This window comes from Arthrobacter sp. MYb213 (genome assembly GCF_002979915.1).
In the GTDB taxonomy this organism is placed as follows: domain Bacteria; phylum Actinomycetota; class Actinomycetes; order Actinomycetales; family Micrococcaceae; genus Glutamicibacter.
The window spans coordinates 286,661-302,939 of sequence record NZ_PCQA01000003.1; the positions used below are offsets into that span (position 1 = coordinate 286,661).

At 55.7% G+C, this 16,279-nt stretch carries 15 protein-coding genes; 5 read left to right on the top strand and 10 right to left on the bottom strand.

Features of this window, described 5'->3' with window-relative positions; all coding sequences use genetic code 11:
- Positions 1 to 4: 4 nt before the first annotated feature.
- The 6 genes from CQ011_RS08875 to CQ011_RS08900 all read right to left on the bottom strand — a co-directional run bounded on the left by CQ011_RS08875 (position 5) and on the right by CQ011_RS08900 (position 5,215).
- Complete coding sequence (locus CQ011_RS08875) at positions 5 to 619, bottom strand: RES family NAD+ phosphorylase (RefSeq protein ID WP_353616169.1); 615 nt, start codon at positions 617 to 619, stop codon at positions 5 to 7.
- Positions 616 to 1,200 carry a helix-turn-helix domain-containing protein gene (locus CQ011_RS08880; RefSeq protein WP_105676936.1) on the bottom strand — a complete coding sequence of 195 codons (585 nt, stop codon included), beginning with the start codon at positions 1,198 to 1,200 and terminating at the stop codon, positions 616 to 618. The genes CQ011_RS08875 and CQ011_RS08880 overlap by 4 nt, the downstream gene beginning before the upstream one ends.
- A gap of 153 nt (positions 1,201 to 1,353) precedes the next feature.
- On the bottom strand, positions 1,354 to 2,109 hold the full coding sequence (locus CQ011_RS08885; RefSeq protein ID WP_105676940.1) for an iron ABC transporter ATP-binding protein: 756 nt from the start codon (positions 2,107 to 2,109) through the stop codon (positions 1,354 to 1,356).
- Positions 2,106 to 3,155 (bottom strand): iron chelate uptake ABC transporter family permease subunit, encoded by a 1,050-nt coding sequence (locus tag CQ011_RS08890; RefSeq protein ID WP_105676944.1) that lies wholly within the window; start codon positions 3,153 to 3,155, stop codon positions 2,106 to 2,108. Before CQ011_RS08890 ends, CQ011_RS08885 begins: the two co-directional genes overlap by 4 nt.
- Positions 3,156 to 3,159: 4 nt before the next feature.
- The gene (locus CQ011_RS08895) at positions 3,160 to 4,140 is read right to left on the bottom strand and encodes an ABC transporter permease (RefSeq protein WP_105676949.1); all 981 of its coding nucleotides are present in this window, start codon (positions 4,138 to 4,140) and stop codon (positions 3,160 to 3,162) included.
- Between the two features lie 91 nt (positions 4,141 to 4,231).
- Complete coding sequence (locus tag CQ011_RS08900) at positions 4,232 to 5,215, bottom strand: siderophore ABC transporter substrate-binding protein (RefSeq protein WP_105676955.1); 984 nt, start codon at positions 5,213 to 5,215, stop codon at positions 4,232 to 4,234.
- Positions 5,216 to 5,543: 328 nt separating this feature from the next.
- Between CQ011_RS08900 and CQ011_RS08905 the strand changes: the two genes are divergently transcribed.
- The gene (locus tag CQ011_RS08905) at positions 5,544 to 6,134 is read left to right on the top strand and encodes a GNAT family N-acetyltransferase (protein ID WP_105676959.1); all 591 of its coding nucleotides are present in this window, start codon (positions 5,544 to 5,546) and stop codon (positions 6,132 to 6,134) included.
- A 138-nt stretch (positions 6,135 to 6,272) separates the two neighbouring features.
- Here the strand turns inward: CQ011_RS08905 and CQ011_RS08910 are convergent, their stop codons facing one another.
- The 4 genes from CQ011_RS08910 to CQ011_RS08920 all read right to left on the bottom strand — a co-directional run bounded on the left by CQ011_RS08910 (position 6,273) and on the right by CQ011_RS08920 (position 10,556).
- A complete protein-coding gene (locus CQ011_RS08910; RefSeq protein ID WP_105676962.1) occupies positions 6,273 to 7,016 on the bottom strand; it encodes an aspartate/glutamate racemase family protein in 744 nt (247 codons plus the stop codon).
- 15 nt (positions 7,017 to 7,031) lie between these two features.
- The gene (locus tag CQ011_RS08915; protein ID WP_105676967.1) at positions 7,032 to 8,561 is read right to left on the bottom strand and encodes an NCS1 family nucleobase:cation symporter-1; all 1,530 of its coding nucleotides are present in this window, start codon (positions 8,559 to 8,561) and stop codon (positions 7,032 to 7,034) included.
- A gap of 166 nt (positions 8,562 to 8,727) precedes the next feature.
- Positions 8,728 to 8,853, bottom strand: coding sequence for a hypothetical protein (locus tag CQ011_RS18030; protein ID WP_286161141.1), 126 nt, complete (start codon positions 8,851 to 8,853; stop codon positions 8,728 to 8,730).
- 251 nt (positions 8,854 to 9,104) lie between these two features.
- The gene (locus CQ011_RS08920) at positions 9,105 to 10,556 is read right to left on the bottom strand and encodes a cation:dicarboxylate symporter family transporter (RefSeq protein ID WP_105676970.1); all 1,452 of its coding nucleotides are present in this window, start codon (positions 10,554 to 10,556) and stop codon (positions 9,105 to 9,107) included.
- A 353-nt stretch (positions 10,557 to 10,909) separates the two neighbouring features.
- Between CQ011_RS08920 and CQ011_RS08925 the strand changes: the two genes are divergently transcribed.
- The 4 genes from CQ011_RS08925 (at position 10,910) to allB (ending at position 16,214) form a co-directional block, all read left to right on the top strand.
- Positions 10,910 to 11,710, top strand: coding sequence for a hydroxypyruvate isomerase family protein (locus tag CQ011_RS08925; protein WP_105677618.1), 801 nt, complete (start codon positions 10,910 to 10,912; stop codon positions 11,708 to 11,710).
- A gap of 52 nt (positions 11,711 to 11,762) precedes the next feature.
- Positions 11,763 to 12,647 carry a 2-hydroxy-3-oxopropionate reductase gene (locus tag CQ011_RS08930; protein ID WP_105676973.1) on the top strand — a complete coding sequence of 295 codons (885 nt, stop codon included), beginning with the start codon at positions 11,763 to 11,765 and terminating at the stop codon, positions 12,645 to 12,647.
- A 252-nt stretch (positions 12,648 to 12,899) separates the two neighbouring features.
- Positions 12,900 to 14,693, top strand: a complete 1,794-nt coding sequence (gcl, locus tag CQ011_RS08935; protein ID WP_105676975.1) for a glyoxylate carboligase — start codon at positions 12,900 to 12,902, stop codon at positions 14,691 to 14,693.
- 138 nt (positions 14,694 to 14,831) lie between these two features.
- Positions 14,832 to 16,214 carry an allantoinase AllB gene (allB, locus tag CQ011_RS08940; protein WP_105676977.1) on the top strand — a complete coding sequence of 461 codons (1,383 nt, stop codon included), beginning with the start codon at positions 14,832 to 14,834 and terminating at the stop codon, positions 16,212 to 16,214.
- Positions 16,215 to 16,279: the final 65 nt, after the last annotated feature.

Sequence of the window (16,279 nt, forward strand, 5' to 3'; positions counted from 1 at the left end):
CAGTTCACGCGTTCGTGGTGAATCCCAAGCTGGCGGCAATTGCAGTGATGTCGCTGGATAGGGCTGGACTATTTAGCGCTTCTGCCAGAACCGGAGACGGCGGAAAGATTTTGGTGTTCCAAATGCTCACAATTTCGCGGCTAGGAACCACTGCTGAGCCGGCGATAATCCCGTCCAAATTCGGCCATTGTGTATGGAAGGCACGTGCCCACTGCCGTGTAATTGTCTTGGATCCCAGCGCCATCGCGGAGGTTCCACCGATCTTTACGAGCCATTCTGTGCTCAGGTCCAACAGCATGGTTTCAGCGTTAGTCTCAAAGACGCAGATGTAGGGTCTATTGTTTTCCACATCGACAAATCGTCCATCTTGGAAAACCTCCGCAAGACAGGTCACTAGGTCGAAGCCCAGATAGGCGGCCCCCAATGGAGCATGCTCTGATATAGGTTCCGGGTGAGGGTCCCATCGGGCATTCGACATTGGACCGTAAGTGCGCAGCCCATCCCAAGCCATTGGATAGGTGCCGCTAGTTGCGTGGATCCTCCAAAACCGGGTTCCAGCAGGGATGTATCGGACTGGGGGATCAACTTTAGCAAGCACGTTTCCGGCGAGAATGCTCACAAGATGGAACCCAAGCTGGCGGCCTGGATAGCGACAATTTCGGGGTTCTCTCCGCTGGCAAGCCAAGCAATTGGCGTTACCGACCTGCCGTCAATAACAAGCTCAGGTTGGGTACTAGTGAAGAACCCGGTGACAGCTTGGGGATGGGTCGTTCCAGGAATAGTGGGTAAGACTTCTTCTAAACCGGGTAGTACTTCTCCGCCAATGAACTGCCACTGTGGGAACTTCAGTCGATTACGGTAAAGGAAGCTGAAAAGTTTCCGGTCCTTGCTGTAGTGGCGCACCGTTGAAGGGGTGACACCTAGGTATTCAGCAACTTGTTTTGCGTCCCAGCTCGAGGAAACAAAGAGTGTTCGCGCTATCGAGTTGTGCGCGGCTGCAGCCGCCGGATCGACTGCATCAGCGCGAACCCCGGATTCCCAAATACTGCGCTGTGCAACGGGTAGCTGGACTAGACCTTGAGGTCTGTTTGATTCGCGAAGGGCCTGAATAAGTTCTTCGCCAGTAAAAGGTACTTTGAGCACGCGCGTAATCTCGTCAGCGGCTTTGGAAAGAGCGTCGACCTGTGCTGAAGTTGTCATCAGAATCACCCCTTTCCCACAGTTTACCACCGAGTGGTTTACTGTGGGATGAGGGATTTTTGTTGCTGTTTTCCGTCGCTGAGCGTTGGTTGCAGCGACTCGTACTTGCGACCGGCAGGCCTTATATTTCCTAATAGAACTGCCTTGAGTCGCTTAGTAGTAAACCGCCAGCGGACCGTTGGGTCCGTCGATGACTTGCACTGGGGTCTCAAAAACTTCGCTCAGGATCTCATCGTTCATGATCCGTTCCGGGGTGCCGAATTGAACTACTTTGCCGTGCTTCATCGCGCAAATGTAGTCGGAGTAGTGACCGGCGAAGTTAATATCGTGCAATACGATCACGATGGTCCGGTTGAGCTCCTGTGCCGCACGCTTGAGGTGCTGCATCATCAGCACCGAGTGCTTCATGTCTAGGTTGTTCAGCGGCTCATCGAGCAGTACCGTCTCGGTATCCTGGGCTAGGACCATGGCGACGTATGCGCGCTGACGCTGACCGCCGGAAAGCTGGTCTAGGTAACGGCCTTCGAGCTCTGCCAGATCCAAGAAGTCGATAGACCGCGAGATGATCTCTTCATCCGTCGTCGTCAGGCGTCCCTTGGAATGTGGGAAGCGGCCAAAAGCTACGAGCTGACGGACCGTGAGTCGGGTGACGAAGTGGTTTTCCTGGCGCAGGACCGAGACGATCTTTGCTAGGTCCTTCGATGCGGTAGAGGTGACGTCATAGCCGGCGACTTCGATGGTGCCCGAATCGATTCCTAGTAGCCGGCCAACCATGGTGAGCATGGTGGACTTACCTGCGCCATTGGGGCCCACCAGTGCGGTGATACCGCCGGTAGGGATTTCGAGGGTGACCGGCCCAATGGTCACCTCCGAGCTGTATTTTTTGTGTACTTCTTTGAGGGTAATCACAGCCGGCCCTTTCGTAGGATGAAGATCAAGAAGGTTATGCCGCCCACGGCTTCGATGATGATGCTCACCGCGCCTTGGGCGTAGAAGATGTTTTTCATGACGAAGTACGCACCGGAGAGCACCACAAATCCGGTGAGGAACGCGATGGGGAAGACAAAACGATGGTCGTAGGTATCTGCCAGCTGGTAGGCAAGGGTTGCTACCAGGAAGCCGAGGAAGGTCATCGGACCAACCAGGGCGGTAGATACTGCCATCAAGATGGACACGAAGAACAAGGTGCGCATCACCTCGGTGCGGTGATTGATACCAAGGTTCATGGTGGTATCGCGGCCCAAGGCCACGATATTCATCTTTCGGGAGTTTGAAATCAGGAAGAACCCGGCAATGAGGATCAATGGGATAGCTACCGGCATGTAGCTCATATCCGCGTTGTTCATGGAACCAAAGAGCTTCGCGGTGAGAATATCAAACTCGCTGGGGCTCAGCATGCGCTGCATAAACGTAGATATTGAGCCCAGGCCTGCACCCAGAATGATGCCAACAAGCAACATGATCTGGATATTGCCAAGTTTTCCGGACAATAGCCAGCCATAGAGCAGGCAGGCGAGAACTACCATGATGGCTACCTGCAAGGTGAACTGCCAGATCCCCTGCAACGCCACTACACCGGCGGCGCCCATGAAGAATACCGAGGCGGTTTGTACCGCGATATAGAGGGATTCGAAGCCCATAATCGAGGGGGTGATGATGCGGTTATTTGTCACCGTCTGGAAAGACACCGTCGCGACCGCCTGACAGAACGCGACGATAGCCATGGTCAAAATGCTGCTACCGCGCATCTGGGCGATCAGCCAGAATCCATCCGAGCCAACCGGCATCGGGTTATCCCAGGCCAGCAACCCAAAGGCGAAGCTGAGCGCGAGGGCCAACATGATGGAGAAGACTACCCAGTAGCGGGTGCGGGTCTTCTTCGTGGGTAATGCTCCCGAGGCGCGATTAAACAGCGACTTCCCGGGAAGCTTAGGTGTGGTGCGTGGGGGCGTCATGAGATTAGCCAAGTTTGCGCTGCCTTAGAAGCAGGGTAATGAAGACTACCGCGCCAAGTACGCCTAGGATCAACGAGACCGGAACCTCAAAAGGCATGATGATGGTTCGGCCAATCAGGTCACAGACGGTGGTGATCGCAATGCCCAACAGGCATACCCACGGCAGGTTACTACGCAGATCATCACCGCGGAACATTGAGACGATGTTGGGCACGATGAGTCCGAGGAACGGCAGGTTGCCGATGACCACGGTGACCACGCCGGTCGCGATAGCGATCAGGCCGGTACCCAACAGCATCACCTGACGGTAGTTCAACCCCACGTTGGTGGCGATCTCTTCACCTAGACCGGCCACGGTGAAGCGGTCCGCCACGATGAAGATCGCGATGGCCACGATTGCCACAATCCACAACACCTCGTACTGTCCACGAATCACCGAGGTGAAGGAACCGGCAAACCAGATGCCCAAGGACTGGAGCATGTCGGTCTGCAGTGCGATAAAGGAAGAGAAGGCACCCACCACGGCGCCAAGCATAATTCCCACAATCGGCACGGTCAGCGAAGCCTTCAGCGAGACGCGCTGTAAGAAGAGGAAGAACACCATGGTGCCGATGAACGCGAAGATAATCGCCACGGTCATTTTCGCTAGCAGTGTGGCCTCCGGGTTGATAATCAGCACGGTCAACAAGCCCAGGCCGGCCCACTCGGTGGTTCCGGTGGTGGTCGGTTCCACGAAGCGGTTCTGCGTGAGTAGCTGCATCACAAGCCCGCTCATCGCCATCGCAGCCCCGGCCAGGACTAACGCGATGGTGCGCGGAATGCGAGTTATGGCGAACATCGCTGTTCCGTCATCGGTGCCAAAGATGTCATAAACACCGGTGAACAGGGAAAAACCCAAGAGCACGAGGACGCCGAGAATTCCAAGCAGGAGCTTGGGCTCTAGGAGCCTGCCTTTGGGTTTGACCGCGGGGGTCGTAGTCGTCATGATGCCGCCATATATGTGGTGTGTGGTGGATACGACTACGTGGCGCAGCCGGTGATCGGCTGCGCCACGTAGACGCTAGTTAGCGTTGGAATTACTTGGATTCCAGCGCATCTGCAAAGTCATTGAAGAACTCGGTGTAAGTCTGGATACCTTCGTTGGTGTAGGTATCGGCAGGCATGACTACAATGTTGCCTTCCTTCGAAGCGGTGACATTCGCTAGTGCTTCGGACTTCTTGAGCAGGTCTGCGGCTGGGGTGTACCCGGACTCGTCTGCTGCGACTGCGCCGTCACGGTCAAGCACGAGCATCCAGTCTGGGTTCGAGCCTGCGATAGCTTCCACGGAGATGTCATCACCCTCGTGGTCGGTGGAGGCGTCCTCGACAACCAATGCTGGGGTCAGACCCAGGATGTCAAAGGCTGGGCCAACGCTACGTCCGCTGCCTGGTGCCGAGTAATTAATCTCGCCGCCCGAGGTGATTAGGCCCATGACTTTATCGTCTTTGTTGTAGGCTGCCTTGGCGCGTGCAACCGACTTGTCGAAGTCATCGGTCAGTGCCTTGGCTTCTGCCTGCTTGCCGAAGATTTCTCCCAGTACGGTGGTCTGGCGCTTGAGCTCTTTGTCGAAAGGCTCGCCTTCGCGGGGGTCAAGATTCACGATGGTGGCCTCGGGAGCCAGCTTGGAAATCTTATCTGCGTGCTGGGTGAAGCGCTGACCGTTGATGATTAGGTCTGGAGCGACCTCAACGATGGCTTCGAGGTTCGGCTCGCGGTGGCTTCCAAGGTCAACGACCTTGTCATCCTTCGCATAGCTGATGGTGTCTGGCATCAATGCAACCGCGCCGGCGGAAAGCTTGATGTCCCAGGCTTCCAGAGTTTCAAAGGTGCGATTGTCGGTAGCGACTACCGACTTCGCTGGGGTGTTGATGGTGTGTTCGCCGTTATTGTCGGTGAACGTCACTGAAGAGCTGGATGCTGGGGCAGACTCGGCCGGGGCCGCGGTGTTTGAGCCGCATGCTGTCAAGGTCAGTGCTGCTACGCCAAGCAGAGCTGCGGCGCGAAGTTTCATGGGGGCCATGTTGTCCTTCGTGGAAAAGCGACCTCGGTGGCCGCGCAAGTGGATGATCTAGTAATTAGCCTAGCCTAAGCTGACCTAAATCCAATAAGCCAATGTGTTGTTACCTAGTTCACTTATTGCGGGATAAGGGTATGGAAAGCTCGATTCTCCGACGCTTTTACGGGCTTAGTTAGGTGAGGCAAGCTATTTCTAGGGGCTATATAGTGAACTGAAGCGTTGTCCAATTATTTTGCTCTTCTAGGCGACGCCTAGTCAGCGAGCGTCATTTAAGGTCACGAATTCTCTCAACCACATTTTGGACCACCAGCCTTGGCGATAAACTGCATCAATGAACGATTCTCTGGACAAGGTCAGCTGGCCGGTACCCACCCCGCGACTGAATTTGCGTCGGCTCGAAGCCGATGACGCACAGGCAACCTGGGAATATCGAAAGCTGCCCGAGGTGCAGCGGTGGATCACCTCTGGTGCGCAGAGCTTCGAGGAGTACCTTGGTCAATTTATGCACGGCAAACGGTATGCCCACGACGTAGCGGTTGAGCTAAACCAAGCAAATGGGGAGTCGCGACTAATTGGCACCGTGATGCTCAAGGTGCACGATGGCTGGGGACAAACTGAAATTGCCGACGAAGCGCGAGGGGTTGAAGCCGAAATAGGTTGGAGCTTTGATCCTCACTACGGAGGTCAAGGTTTTGCCAGCGAAGCGGTGCGCTCCGTAGTGGGTCTATGCTTTGGACCCTTAGGCCTGCGCCGGGTCGTGGCCGAATGTTTTGCGGCTAATGAACCATCGTGGCGTTTGATGGAACGCATCGGTATGCGGCGTGAGAGTTATGCGATGCGTAGCGGTTTGCACCGCGATGGGCAATGGCTCGACGGAATGACCTATGCGGTTCTCGCCGATGAATGGCCCATCCAAGAGTGAAGCCCCTAACGCGGATCGCGTTAGGGGCAACTTGTCATCACTCGCACCTTCAAGAGGTACTTACGACTCTAGGTGCTCACTCTGAGAAAAGGCTGGGTTTCGCCTTGAGTTTGGCTACATCTTTACCTCATTGAGGTTTCAGGCGTGCACGGTGCGCGCGGCCTGGGACAGCGGCCAGCCGGTAATCTTTTTAGGTCTCGGGGTGGCATAGGTGCGCACCTTGGAAGTGCTCAGCTCCATGCGTACCAGCGACTCGGCAATGGTTACCGCGGCGCGAACACCGTCCACAATTGGCACGCCGGTTGCTTCGCTGACTCTTGCCTCTAGCTCCGCCATACCTCCGCATCCAAGGCAGATGACCTCGGCCTTATCGTTTTCTACCGCTTGGCGTGACTGCTCAACAATTGCGGCGACGGCACGCTCGGGATCCGATTCAAGTTCCAAGACTCCCAACCCACTGGCACGCACCGAGGCGAGTCGATCGGTTAGCCCGGCAAGCTTCAGGCGGTCCTCAATCAGCGGAACCGTGCGGTCCAAGGTGGTCACCACCGAATACTTGTGGCCTAGAAACTGTGCGGTGGAAGCGGCGGCCTCGGTGATATCCACGACCGGAACGTCGAGCAGTTCTTGGAGGCCCTCGCGGCCGTGCTCACCATAACCGGCTTGGATCACCGCGTCGTATTCGCCGGGATAATTGAGGACCTTATCCATGACCGCAATGGCTGCAAGGTAGCTTTCGAAGTTTCCCTCACAGGAGTCGGCCCCAAAATCGGGGGTTAATTCGATTATTTCGGTGCCTGGCGAGGCGACCTTGCGAGCTGATTCGCCGATCGCGTGAGTCATCGAAGCGGTGGTATTCACATTAACAACAAGAATGCGCATTTGGATTCCTTCTCCTTAGTGCTTCGGGGTGACCGCGATAGCTTCGCCGTCAATGTCTGCCAGGTCCAGGCGACGCTTAGCCAGAATCAGGTAGACGACGGCTCCGGCTCCGGAGCCCAAGAACCAGGCGAACGGTCCCACCACGTGCAGTGCGGGAACGAAGGCCAAGAGCAATGCGATGACCGAGCTAATGACTAGGGCGGTGACCGCGCGGTAATTAACCCCGCGAGTGAAGTAGTAGGTGCCTTCGGGATTGCTGCGATAGAGGTCAACCACGTTGATCCGAGCGCGGCGAACGATCCAATAGTCGGCCATGATGATGCCAAAGAGTGGGCCAAGTAGTGCCCCAAGGCCGCCGAGGAAATAGTTGATAATTTCCGGTGAGTTGTACAAATTCCACGGAAGAATGACCAACCCGATAGCGCCAGAAATCAAGGCGGCGGTGCGGAAGTTTAGTTTCTTGGGGAATAGGTTAGTCAGCGCGTAAGTCGGAGCAACGAAGTTCGCCATTAAGTTCACCGCAATGGTGAGAACGAGCAACGCTCCGGAGGCGAGGACTAGCAGCAGCGTATTGGGGATTGCTTCCACCACGTCCGACGGCGAGCTGATGACCGCACCGTTGATGGAGAACTGGGTTCCGGTCAACACAACAACAATCGCCCCGAAGAACAGCATGTTCAACGGAATGCCGAAGAAGTTTCCGCGCACAATGGCCTTCTTTGACGAGGCGCCACGGGTAAAATCGCAGAAGTTCAACACGAAGGTTCCATAGATGGAGACCCAGAGGGCGGCGGCACCAAAGATACCCACCCACATGTCCAGGCCGGAGCGGGTATCTCCGGTGGTCATCGAGACGTTGAAGCCGGATTCAAAAAGCATCCAAATGGCTAGTGCCAAGAACGTCACCAGAATGACCGGACCGGCAAAGGCCTCATACTTGCGAATCATTTCCATGCCGTAGCTGACGATGACCAATTGAACGGCCCACAGGGTAACGAAACAAATCCAACCGAGGGTGTTTAGGCCAAGGAAGCTGGTTTGCTGCAGGCTGGCAGCGCCCGGCGCTAAAGCGATGACCATGACGCTGAGTACCTGAGAGGCGAGGAAGGTTTGAATGCCGAACCAGGCAATGGCCACCGCGCCGCGAAGCAAGGCAGGAATCTGTGCGCCGTTGATACCAAAGGCGATGCGACTCATAACCGGAAACGGGACACCGGTTTTCTCGCCCATAAACCCAGATAGGTTCAATAGCGCGAAAAGCAAAATCGCGCCGATGCCTAGTGCGGCAAGGATCTGCCATCCGCTCATGCCTAATGCGAACAGGCCGATGGCGAATGCGTAGTTGCCCAGCGAGTGCACATCGTTGGCCCAGAGAGTAAAGATGCTGTAGGAATTCCAGGTGCGCCCCTTGCGTGTGGTGGGCGCTAGGTCTTCGTTGTACAGCGAAGCGCTGAGTTCAAGCGGGTTTGAAGGATCAATTCCTTGACTATGCGTTTGGGTGAAGAGCGTCGGCGCGGAGGTGGCCTCCGGTAATTGGTGCGCCATGGTGGTGTCCTATTCTTAGGAGCGTGCTGTAGGTCGAGGCTTTTTCGGCGGCCGAGGACCGACTGTGGAGTAATTAGCTATCGACAGCGCGCATGAATGAAACGTGCCTGTTTTTGCCTTTGGAAGGTAACTGCGTTCGAGTCCCAGGGTGGGAGGCGCTGACGCGTTACGGGTAAATAGGCTGGCCGAAGTTCAAATAGAACTCGGTTGGCGTGCCCACCACGGGCTGGGCTTCGTGCTGCAGACGCCAAGCTGGCTTTTCTGCGTGCTTCCCAATGAGTCGTTTGCTCATGGCTGCTCCTGAGTTAGAGAAATACACTCCGAGATGTGTGCCACATCAATGATTCAACAACTGTATGTGCTGCATCACACTATCGCAATAGAGAATCTGAATTTCGTTGTGTGGAAATAGGTTGAAACTTAGTTGACTTGCGTTTTGCAGTCTAAGACCTAAAAAATCATGTTTTCGTTACCGGTGTATGACTTGAGACTGTGGGCCTAGCGCAGTTGCGCCAGGCCCACGGTGTTGCCGCTCAGCGGAAATTAGCTACGATTGCGAAGCTCGAATTCTGGGATGGAATCCGCTGCTGGTCCTCCACCAAATTTGGGCGATGGCTCTTCGCCGGCGGCCAAGCGGCTAACCTCGGCAGCTGCAAACTCTTCTTCCTTGCCCAGCATCCGTGCGGTGTCTTCATTGGTGATTTCACCGGCGAACGCTCGCTTCATGACTTCGCGGTCAAACTGGCCTTCCCACTTGGCCACGACAAAGGTTGCTACGCAGTTTCCGAGCAGGTTCACTACCACGCGCATGGAGTCCATTATGCGGTCCGCGCCGAGCAATAGTGCCACGCCGGCCACTGGGAAGATGCCCAGCGCCGCAGCGGTGGCTGACAGGGCCAAGAACGAGGAGCCGGGTACGCCGGCCATACCCTTGGATGTCAGTAGTAAGACGCCCAGTGCTGCCAGCTGCTGACCGAGGCTTAAGTCGTGCCCGAAAGCCTGAGCTAAGAAGAGCAACGAGATGGACAGGTAAATTGCCGCGCCATCGAGGTTGAACGAATAACCGGTGGGTACCACCAGGCCCGTGGTGGCTCGTGAGCAACCGGCATTGGTCAGCTTCGTCATGATGCGTGGCATCACTGATTCGGTGGATGCCGTGCCCAGAGCCAGCAGGAATTCTTCGCGGGTATATCGAATGAACTGCCACAGTGGCACTCGAGCGAAAGCCCAAGCGATGATGAACAAAACTCCGATGAACAGCAGCGCTGCTACGTAACAGGCAATGATCAATTTCGCGTAGGTGCCCAAGGTGGCGATGCCGTACTGACCGATGATGAATCCCATGGCACCAAAGGCACCCAGCGGGGCAACCTTCATTACCCAGCTCATGATCTTGAAGATCAGCTCGAGGATATTTTCAAACACGGCTATTAGCGGCATGCAGCGTTCCTTGCCAACCACAACAATGGCTGCACCAAAGAAGACCGAGAAGAACAGCACCTGCAACAGATTGTTTTCGGCGAACGCACCGATGACGCTGACTGGAATAATTCCAAGGATGAAGTCGGCTGCGCCCTTGGCCTCGCCGGTTTTTTCCTTGAGTGATGAGTCATCCAACGTGGATGGGTCGATGTTCAATCCTGCGCCGGGCTGGAAGATGTTCGCGATGATCAGTCCAAAGACTAGCGCGAAAAGCGTTGCGCTGGTGAAGTAGAGCAAAGCTTTGATGCCGACTCGACCCACGGCTTTTACATCGCCCACAGCGGCGATGCCGGTGACGATGACCAGGAAGATCAGTGGTGCGATGATCATCTTGATCAGCATGATGAAGCCATCACCCAGTGGTCTGAGTTCTGAACCGATCTTTGGCCAGAAATGACCGATGAGGACGCCTGCCACGACCGCAACACCGAGTTGCACGAACAGAGACTTGTAGAAGCGCTTCTTGGGCTTTGGCTTTGCGTTAGCAAAGTCATTGGGAGATGAGATTTTCACGGCTGCTCCAGAGGGTAATTTCTCGCGAGGTATATGCCACGTCGAATGACTGCCCCAACTGTAAGGCGGATCACATCATTTCCGCAAGGAAAAAATTACTTTTCGCAATGCGAGAAGGAACTATCTCGTATTGCGGAAGTTAAGCGTTTTTCTAGCACCACAAACCCAATTGCGGCGATCTAGGACTCCTCCGCGAGTTTTTCCAGCGCGGGTCATTATGAGAGAGGGACTTGAGGCTGATGTGTTTTGAATAGGGGTTGACAGTGACTCAAATTCGGATCTAGAGTTTTCATAAAGCAAGACAAAGATTCCATGAAGTGGAATATTTGAAAAAGGTTTCGAAGGGAAATCCAGTGTCTTACACTCTGAACTGCTCGATTCTGCTCACCGAACTAGCTATCAACGAGCGTGCCGACGCCGCCAAACAGGCCGGCTTCGACAGCGTCGAATTTTGGTGGCCTTTTGATGTTGCAGTGCCAACGGACAAGCAGGTCGATGAGTTCGTCCGCTCAATCAAGAACGCCGGAGTGCAGCTAGACGGACTAAACTTCTTCGCCGGCGATATGCCAGCGGGGGACCGCGGCCTGGTCTCGTGGGTTGGGCGCGGCGCAGAGTTCCGCGACAACGTAGATGTTGTTACCGCCATCGGGGAGGCCACAGGTTGCAAATCCTTCAACGCGCTCTACGGCAATCGCCAACAGGATTCGTCGGCACAGGCCCAAGACGAGCTAGCGATTGAGAACCTTTTGATCGCCACCGCGGGGGTGGCAAGTATTGGCGGAACCGTATTGATTGAACCGGTGTCCGGAACCGAAGCCTACCCGCTGAAAACCGCGGACGAGGCGCTAGCGGTGGTACATAAGGTCAAGCAGTCGGGTGGCGAAAATATTGGCCTGCTCGCGGACTTCTACCACCTAGCAGTTAACGGTGATGACGTAGCGGCAGTGATTGAAAAGCATGCCAAGGACTTCGCTCATATCCAGATAGCCGATGCACCAGGGCGCGGCGCACCGGGAACCGGTGATCTGCCACTACTGGATTGGATTGCCCGTTCCAAAGAGCTTGGCTACGCCGGTCTCGTTGCCTTGGAATACAAGCAGAGTGCCGAGACAGCCTTCGACTGGCTGCGCACCGCAGAAGTCGAAGCTTCCTAACCTATATCTTTGCGCCGTGAGCGCGGACCGCCAACAAACTTTGGAGTATCAAATGTCGCAGAACGTTGCCTTTATTGGCTTGGGAATCATGGGACTGCCCATGGCAAAGAACTTGATTACCGCCGGTTTTCACGTCACCGGATTCAACCGCAGCGATAAGGCCATTAAGGAGCTTATTGCCGCCGGCGGGCACGGGGCCGAATCTATTGCGCAGGCCGTCAAGGATGCGGACGTCATCATCACGATGGTCCCCGATTCCCCGGACGTCGAAGCGGTGACCACCGGCGAAGAAGGATTGTTCGCACACGCCAAATCCGGCGCAATCTGGGTTGATAACTCCTCGATCCGACCCGACGTCGCAGTGAGCCTGGCTAAGCAAGCCCGCGAGGCCGGGCTTCGTCCACTGGACGCCCCGGTATCCGGTGGCGAGCAAGGTGCGATTGACGGTGCGCTATCCATCATGGTCGGTGGCGAACCCGCTGACTTCGCCGAAGCGCAACCGGTACTCGAAGCCGTGGGAAAAACCATTGTCTTGGTAGGTCCCTCGGGATCCGGACAGACGGTTAAGGCGGCCAACCAGCTCATCGTCGCAGCTAATATCCAGGCGTTGAGCGAAGCGGTAGTCTTCCTCGAAGCCTATGGAGTAGATACCGACTCGGCGTTGAAGGTGCTTGGCGGAGGTCTAGCCGGATCAAAGGTTCTCGACCAAAAGGGTCAAAAGCTCCTAGACCGCGAATTTACTCCAGGCTTCAGACTTGCCTTGCACCACAAGGACATGGGCATCGTAACTTCCGCGGCACGCGAGGCCGGGGTGGTGCTGCCACTAGGAGCACTTGTAGCCCAGCTAGTTGGTTCCACCGTGGCCAGTGGCGACGGAGCGCTAGACCACTCCGGACTCTTCCGCGGCGTACAACGCCTATCGGGCCAGAGCGAGTAATACCCTTACTTACCCTTTGCTCCCCAATACTTCCTGTGGCGGGTTCTACGCCTACCTTCGGTAGCCGTTCCATTCTTGGGTGATTTTTCGCTTCGGATGGTTCCCTTCGTTCCAGTTCGGGTCCGGCTTCCGGTGCTCGGGGTGGTGTGTGATGACGATTCAATTTGTCGACCCGCCACAGGTCTACCTCAATTTTCTTCTCTGATACCGCTCCGCTCGGGGCCGAACCATCGATATGGATGTGTGATTTAAATGCCTATGATGCGCGCAGTAGATGCCATCGTGCTGATCCTGGAAAAGGAAGACGCTACCGAAGCGTTCGGCTTGCCCGGCGCAGCAATCAACCCGCTCTACTCGGCCATGCGGCAGCATGGCGGAATCCGCCACACCCTGCACCGCCACGTCGAAGGCGCCAGCCACGCGGCAGACGGATACTCGCGGGCCAGTGGCAAGATCGGATTGTGCCTCGGTACCTCCGGTCCGGCTGGCACCGACATGATCACCGGACTGTATGCAGCCATCGCGGACTCGATCCCGATGCTGTGCATCACCGGTCAAGCTCCAACCAATGTTTTGCATAAGGAAGATTTCCAAGCGGTGGATATCGAATCTATCGCCAAGCCGGTCACCAAGTACGCCACCACGGTGCTCGAACCGGGCCTGGTTCCAGGTACTTTTGCCAAGGCATTCCAGATCATGCGTTCAGGCCGCCCCGGCCCGGCGCTCATTGACCTGCCAATTAACGTGCAGCTGGCGGAGATTGATTTTGATATTGACGCCTATGAGCCTTTGGTACCCACCAAGCCGCAGGCCACCCGAGGTCAAGCAGAAAAAATCGTGGATTTGCTGCTGAGCGGCAAGCGTCCCATCATCATTGCAGGCGGCGGTGTCATCAACGCGAATGCCAGCGACAAGCTGGTGGCGCTCGCCGAAGAACTGAACATTCCGGTCTCTCCGACACTCATGGGTTGGGGCATCATTCCCGATGACCACCGGTTGCAGTCGGGCATGGTGGGAATCCAGACGCACACCAAGTACGGTAACGAGACCTTCTTGGCTTCGGATGTTGTTCTGGGCATTGGTAACCGTTGGGCCAACCGTCATACCGGTGGTTTGGATACTTACCGTGCCGGACGCAAGTTCATCCACGTAGATATCGAACCAACTCAGATAGGCCGAGTGTTCTCCCCGGATTTGGGAATCACCTCGGATGCGTCGGCAGCACTGGACCTGCTCTTGGAGATTGTCCGCGAGCGCAAGAGTGCAGGCACCATCCCGGACTATTCAGACTGGGCAAATGAATGCACTGCGCGGAAGTCGACAAATCACCGCAAGACGAACTTCGATAACATCCCCATCAAACCGCAGCGCGTGTACCAAGAAATGAACGCGGCTTTCGGTCAGGACACCACCTATGTGTCCACCATTGGGCTCAGCCAGATTGCCGGCGCGCAAATGCTGCACGTTTACGGTCCGCGCAAGTGGATCAACGCCGGTCAGGCAGGCCCGCTGGGGTGGACCGGACCCGCAGCTTTGGGTGTGGTGCGTGGTAAGCCCGGTGAAAAGGTGGTCGCGTTATCGGGTGATTACGACTTCCAATTCATGATCGAGGAGCTAGCAGTCGGCGCGCAGTTCAAGCTGCCCTATGTGCACGTAGTAGTCAACAACTCCTACCTCGGTTTGATTCGCCAGTCCCAACGTCCCTTTGAAATGGATTATCACGTGTCCTTGGGCTTCGATAACATCAACTCCCCAGAGACCAACGGATACGGTGTGGACCACGTGAAGGTCGCCGAAGGACTGGGTTGCAAGGCGGTACGCGTCACGGACCCGGCGAAACTTGCCGAAGGCTTTGCCGAGGCTAACCGGTTGGCTGATGAACATCAGGTTCCGGTCGTGGTGGAAGTGATCCTAGAAAAGGTCACGAACATTTCCATGGGCGCGCAATTAGACGCGGTCAATGAATTTGAAGATCTTGCATTGGAGGTGGGGGATGCGCCTACCGCGTTGGTCCCCATGACTTCTGGTGCCAGGGCAAATGCCTAATCTCAGTCGTCGCTGTCATTGGCATCTGCAGTAAAAGCGAGTGCGGTTATTTCCAAGATAGGAGATCATGGAAATAACCGCACCGTGTAGTACTGATTTTTATCTATTGCTTTAAACGTAACGAGTAGGGAACGACTCATGAGCATCAACGAAGCTGTTGAACGTGGCACCACAGGAAGCACTGAATTGGAATTTGATCTAGTCATTCGCGGTGAACGCATCTTGACCACCTCGGGAATTGCAGCCCATGAAATCGGTGTCCGCGACGGAAAGATTGTCGCCATCGAAGAGTTGGGCAAGAACCTGCAAGGTGCACGAACCATTGACGTCAGTGAAGACGAGGTGCTGTTACCCGGACTGGTCGACACCCATGTACACGTCAACGAGCCAGGGCGTACCGAATGGGAAGGCTTTGAATCGGCCACCAAGGCAGCTGCCGCCGGTGGCGTCACCACTATCGTGGACATGCCGCTAAACTCCATCCCGCCGACGGTGAACCTCGAAGCACTGAACATCAAACGCGACGCTGCCAGCACCAAGGCCTACGTTAACGTGGGCTTCTGGGGTGGAGCGATTCCGGGCAACAAAGAAGACCTGAAAGACCTGCACGAGGCCGGGGTTTTCGGTTTCAAATGTTTCTTGCTGCACTCAGGTGTTGATGAATTCCCTTCGCTGAACGTTGACGAGATGGAAGAGGACATGGAGGTGCTCAAGTCCTTCGATTCACTGATGATTGTGCACGCCGAGGATTCAGACATCATTGACCATGCTCCTGAAGCCAGCGGCGGCAAGTACTCGGGCTTCCTAGACTCACGGCCACGTGACGCAGAGAATACCGCCATTGCACAGGTTATCGAACGCGCACGGAAGACCGGAGTACGTGCCCACGTCCTACACTTGTCCAGCTCTGACGCGTTGGAAATGATCAGGGAAGCCAAGGCGGAGGGTGTGAAACTCACCGTTGAAACCTGCCCGCATTACCTGACGCTGCTAGCCGAAGAAATCCCCGATGGCGCAACAGCCTTCAAATGCTGCCCACCGATCCGCGAGTCTTCTAACCGCGAACTGCTATGGCAGGGATTGCAAGATGGTGTCATCGATTGCATCGTTTCAGACCACTCACCGTCAACCATTGACCTCAAAGATGTAGAAAACGGTGACTTCGGAGTGGCGTGGGGTGGCGTTGCCTCATTGCAGCTTGGTCTACCGCTGATCTGGACGGAAGCCAAGAAGCGCGGTATCGCACTGGAGCAGGTCATTGAGTGGATGTCAGCTAAGCCATCGGCGCTCGCCGGGTTGGCAAATAAGGGTGCTATCAAGCTGGGCAATGATGCAGACTTTGCGCTCTTTGCTCCGGAAGCAACCTTCGAAGTGGATGTAAATAAGCTGCATCACAAGAACCCAATCTCCCCATACCAGGGCAAGACCTTGGCCGGTGTAGTGCGTTCGGCACTCGTTGCCGGCGCAGACGTAGATTTCAAGAATCCCAACGGGAAGCTGATTCGTCGCGACGAAGCATAAATAGCATAGAGTCGAAATTTTACGGCTGGTGTGTGAAGCAAGTTCTAACCTTGCTTCACACACCA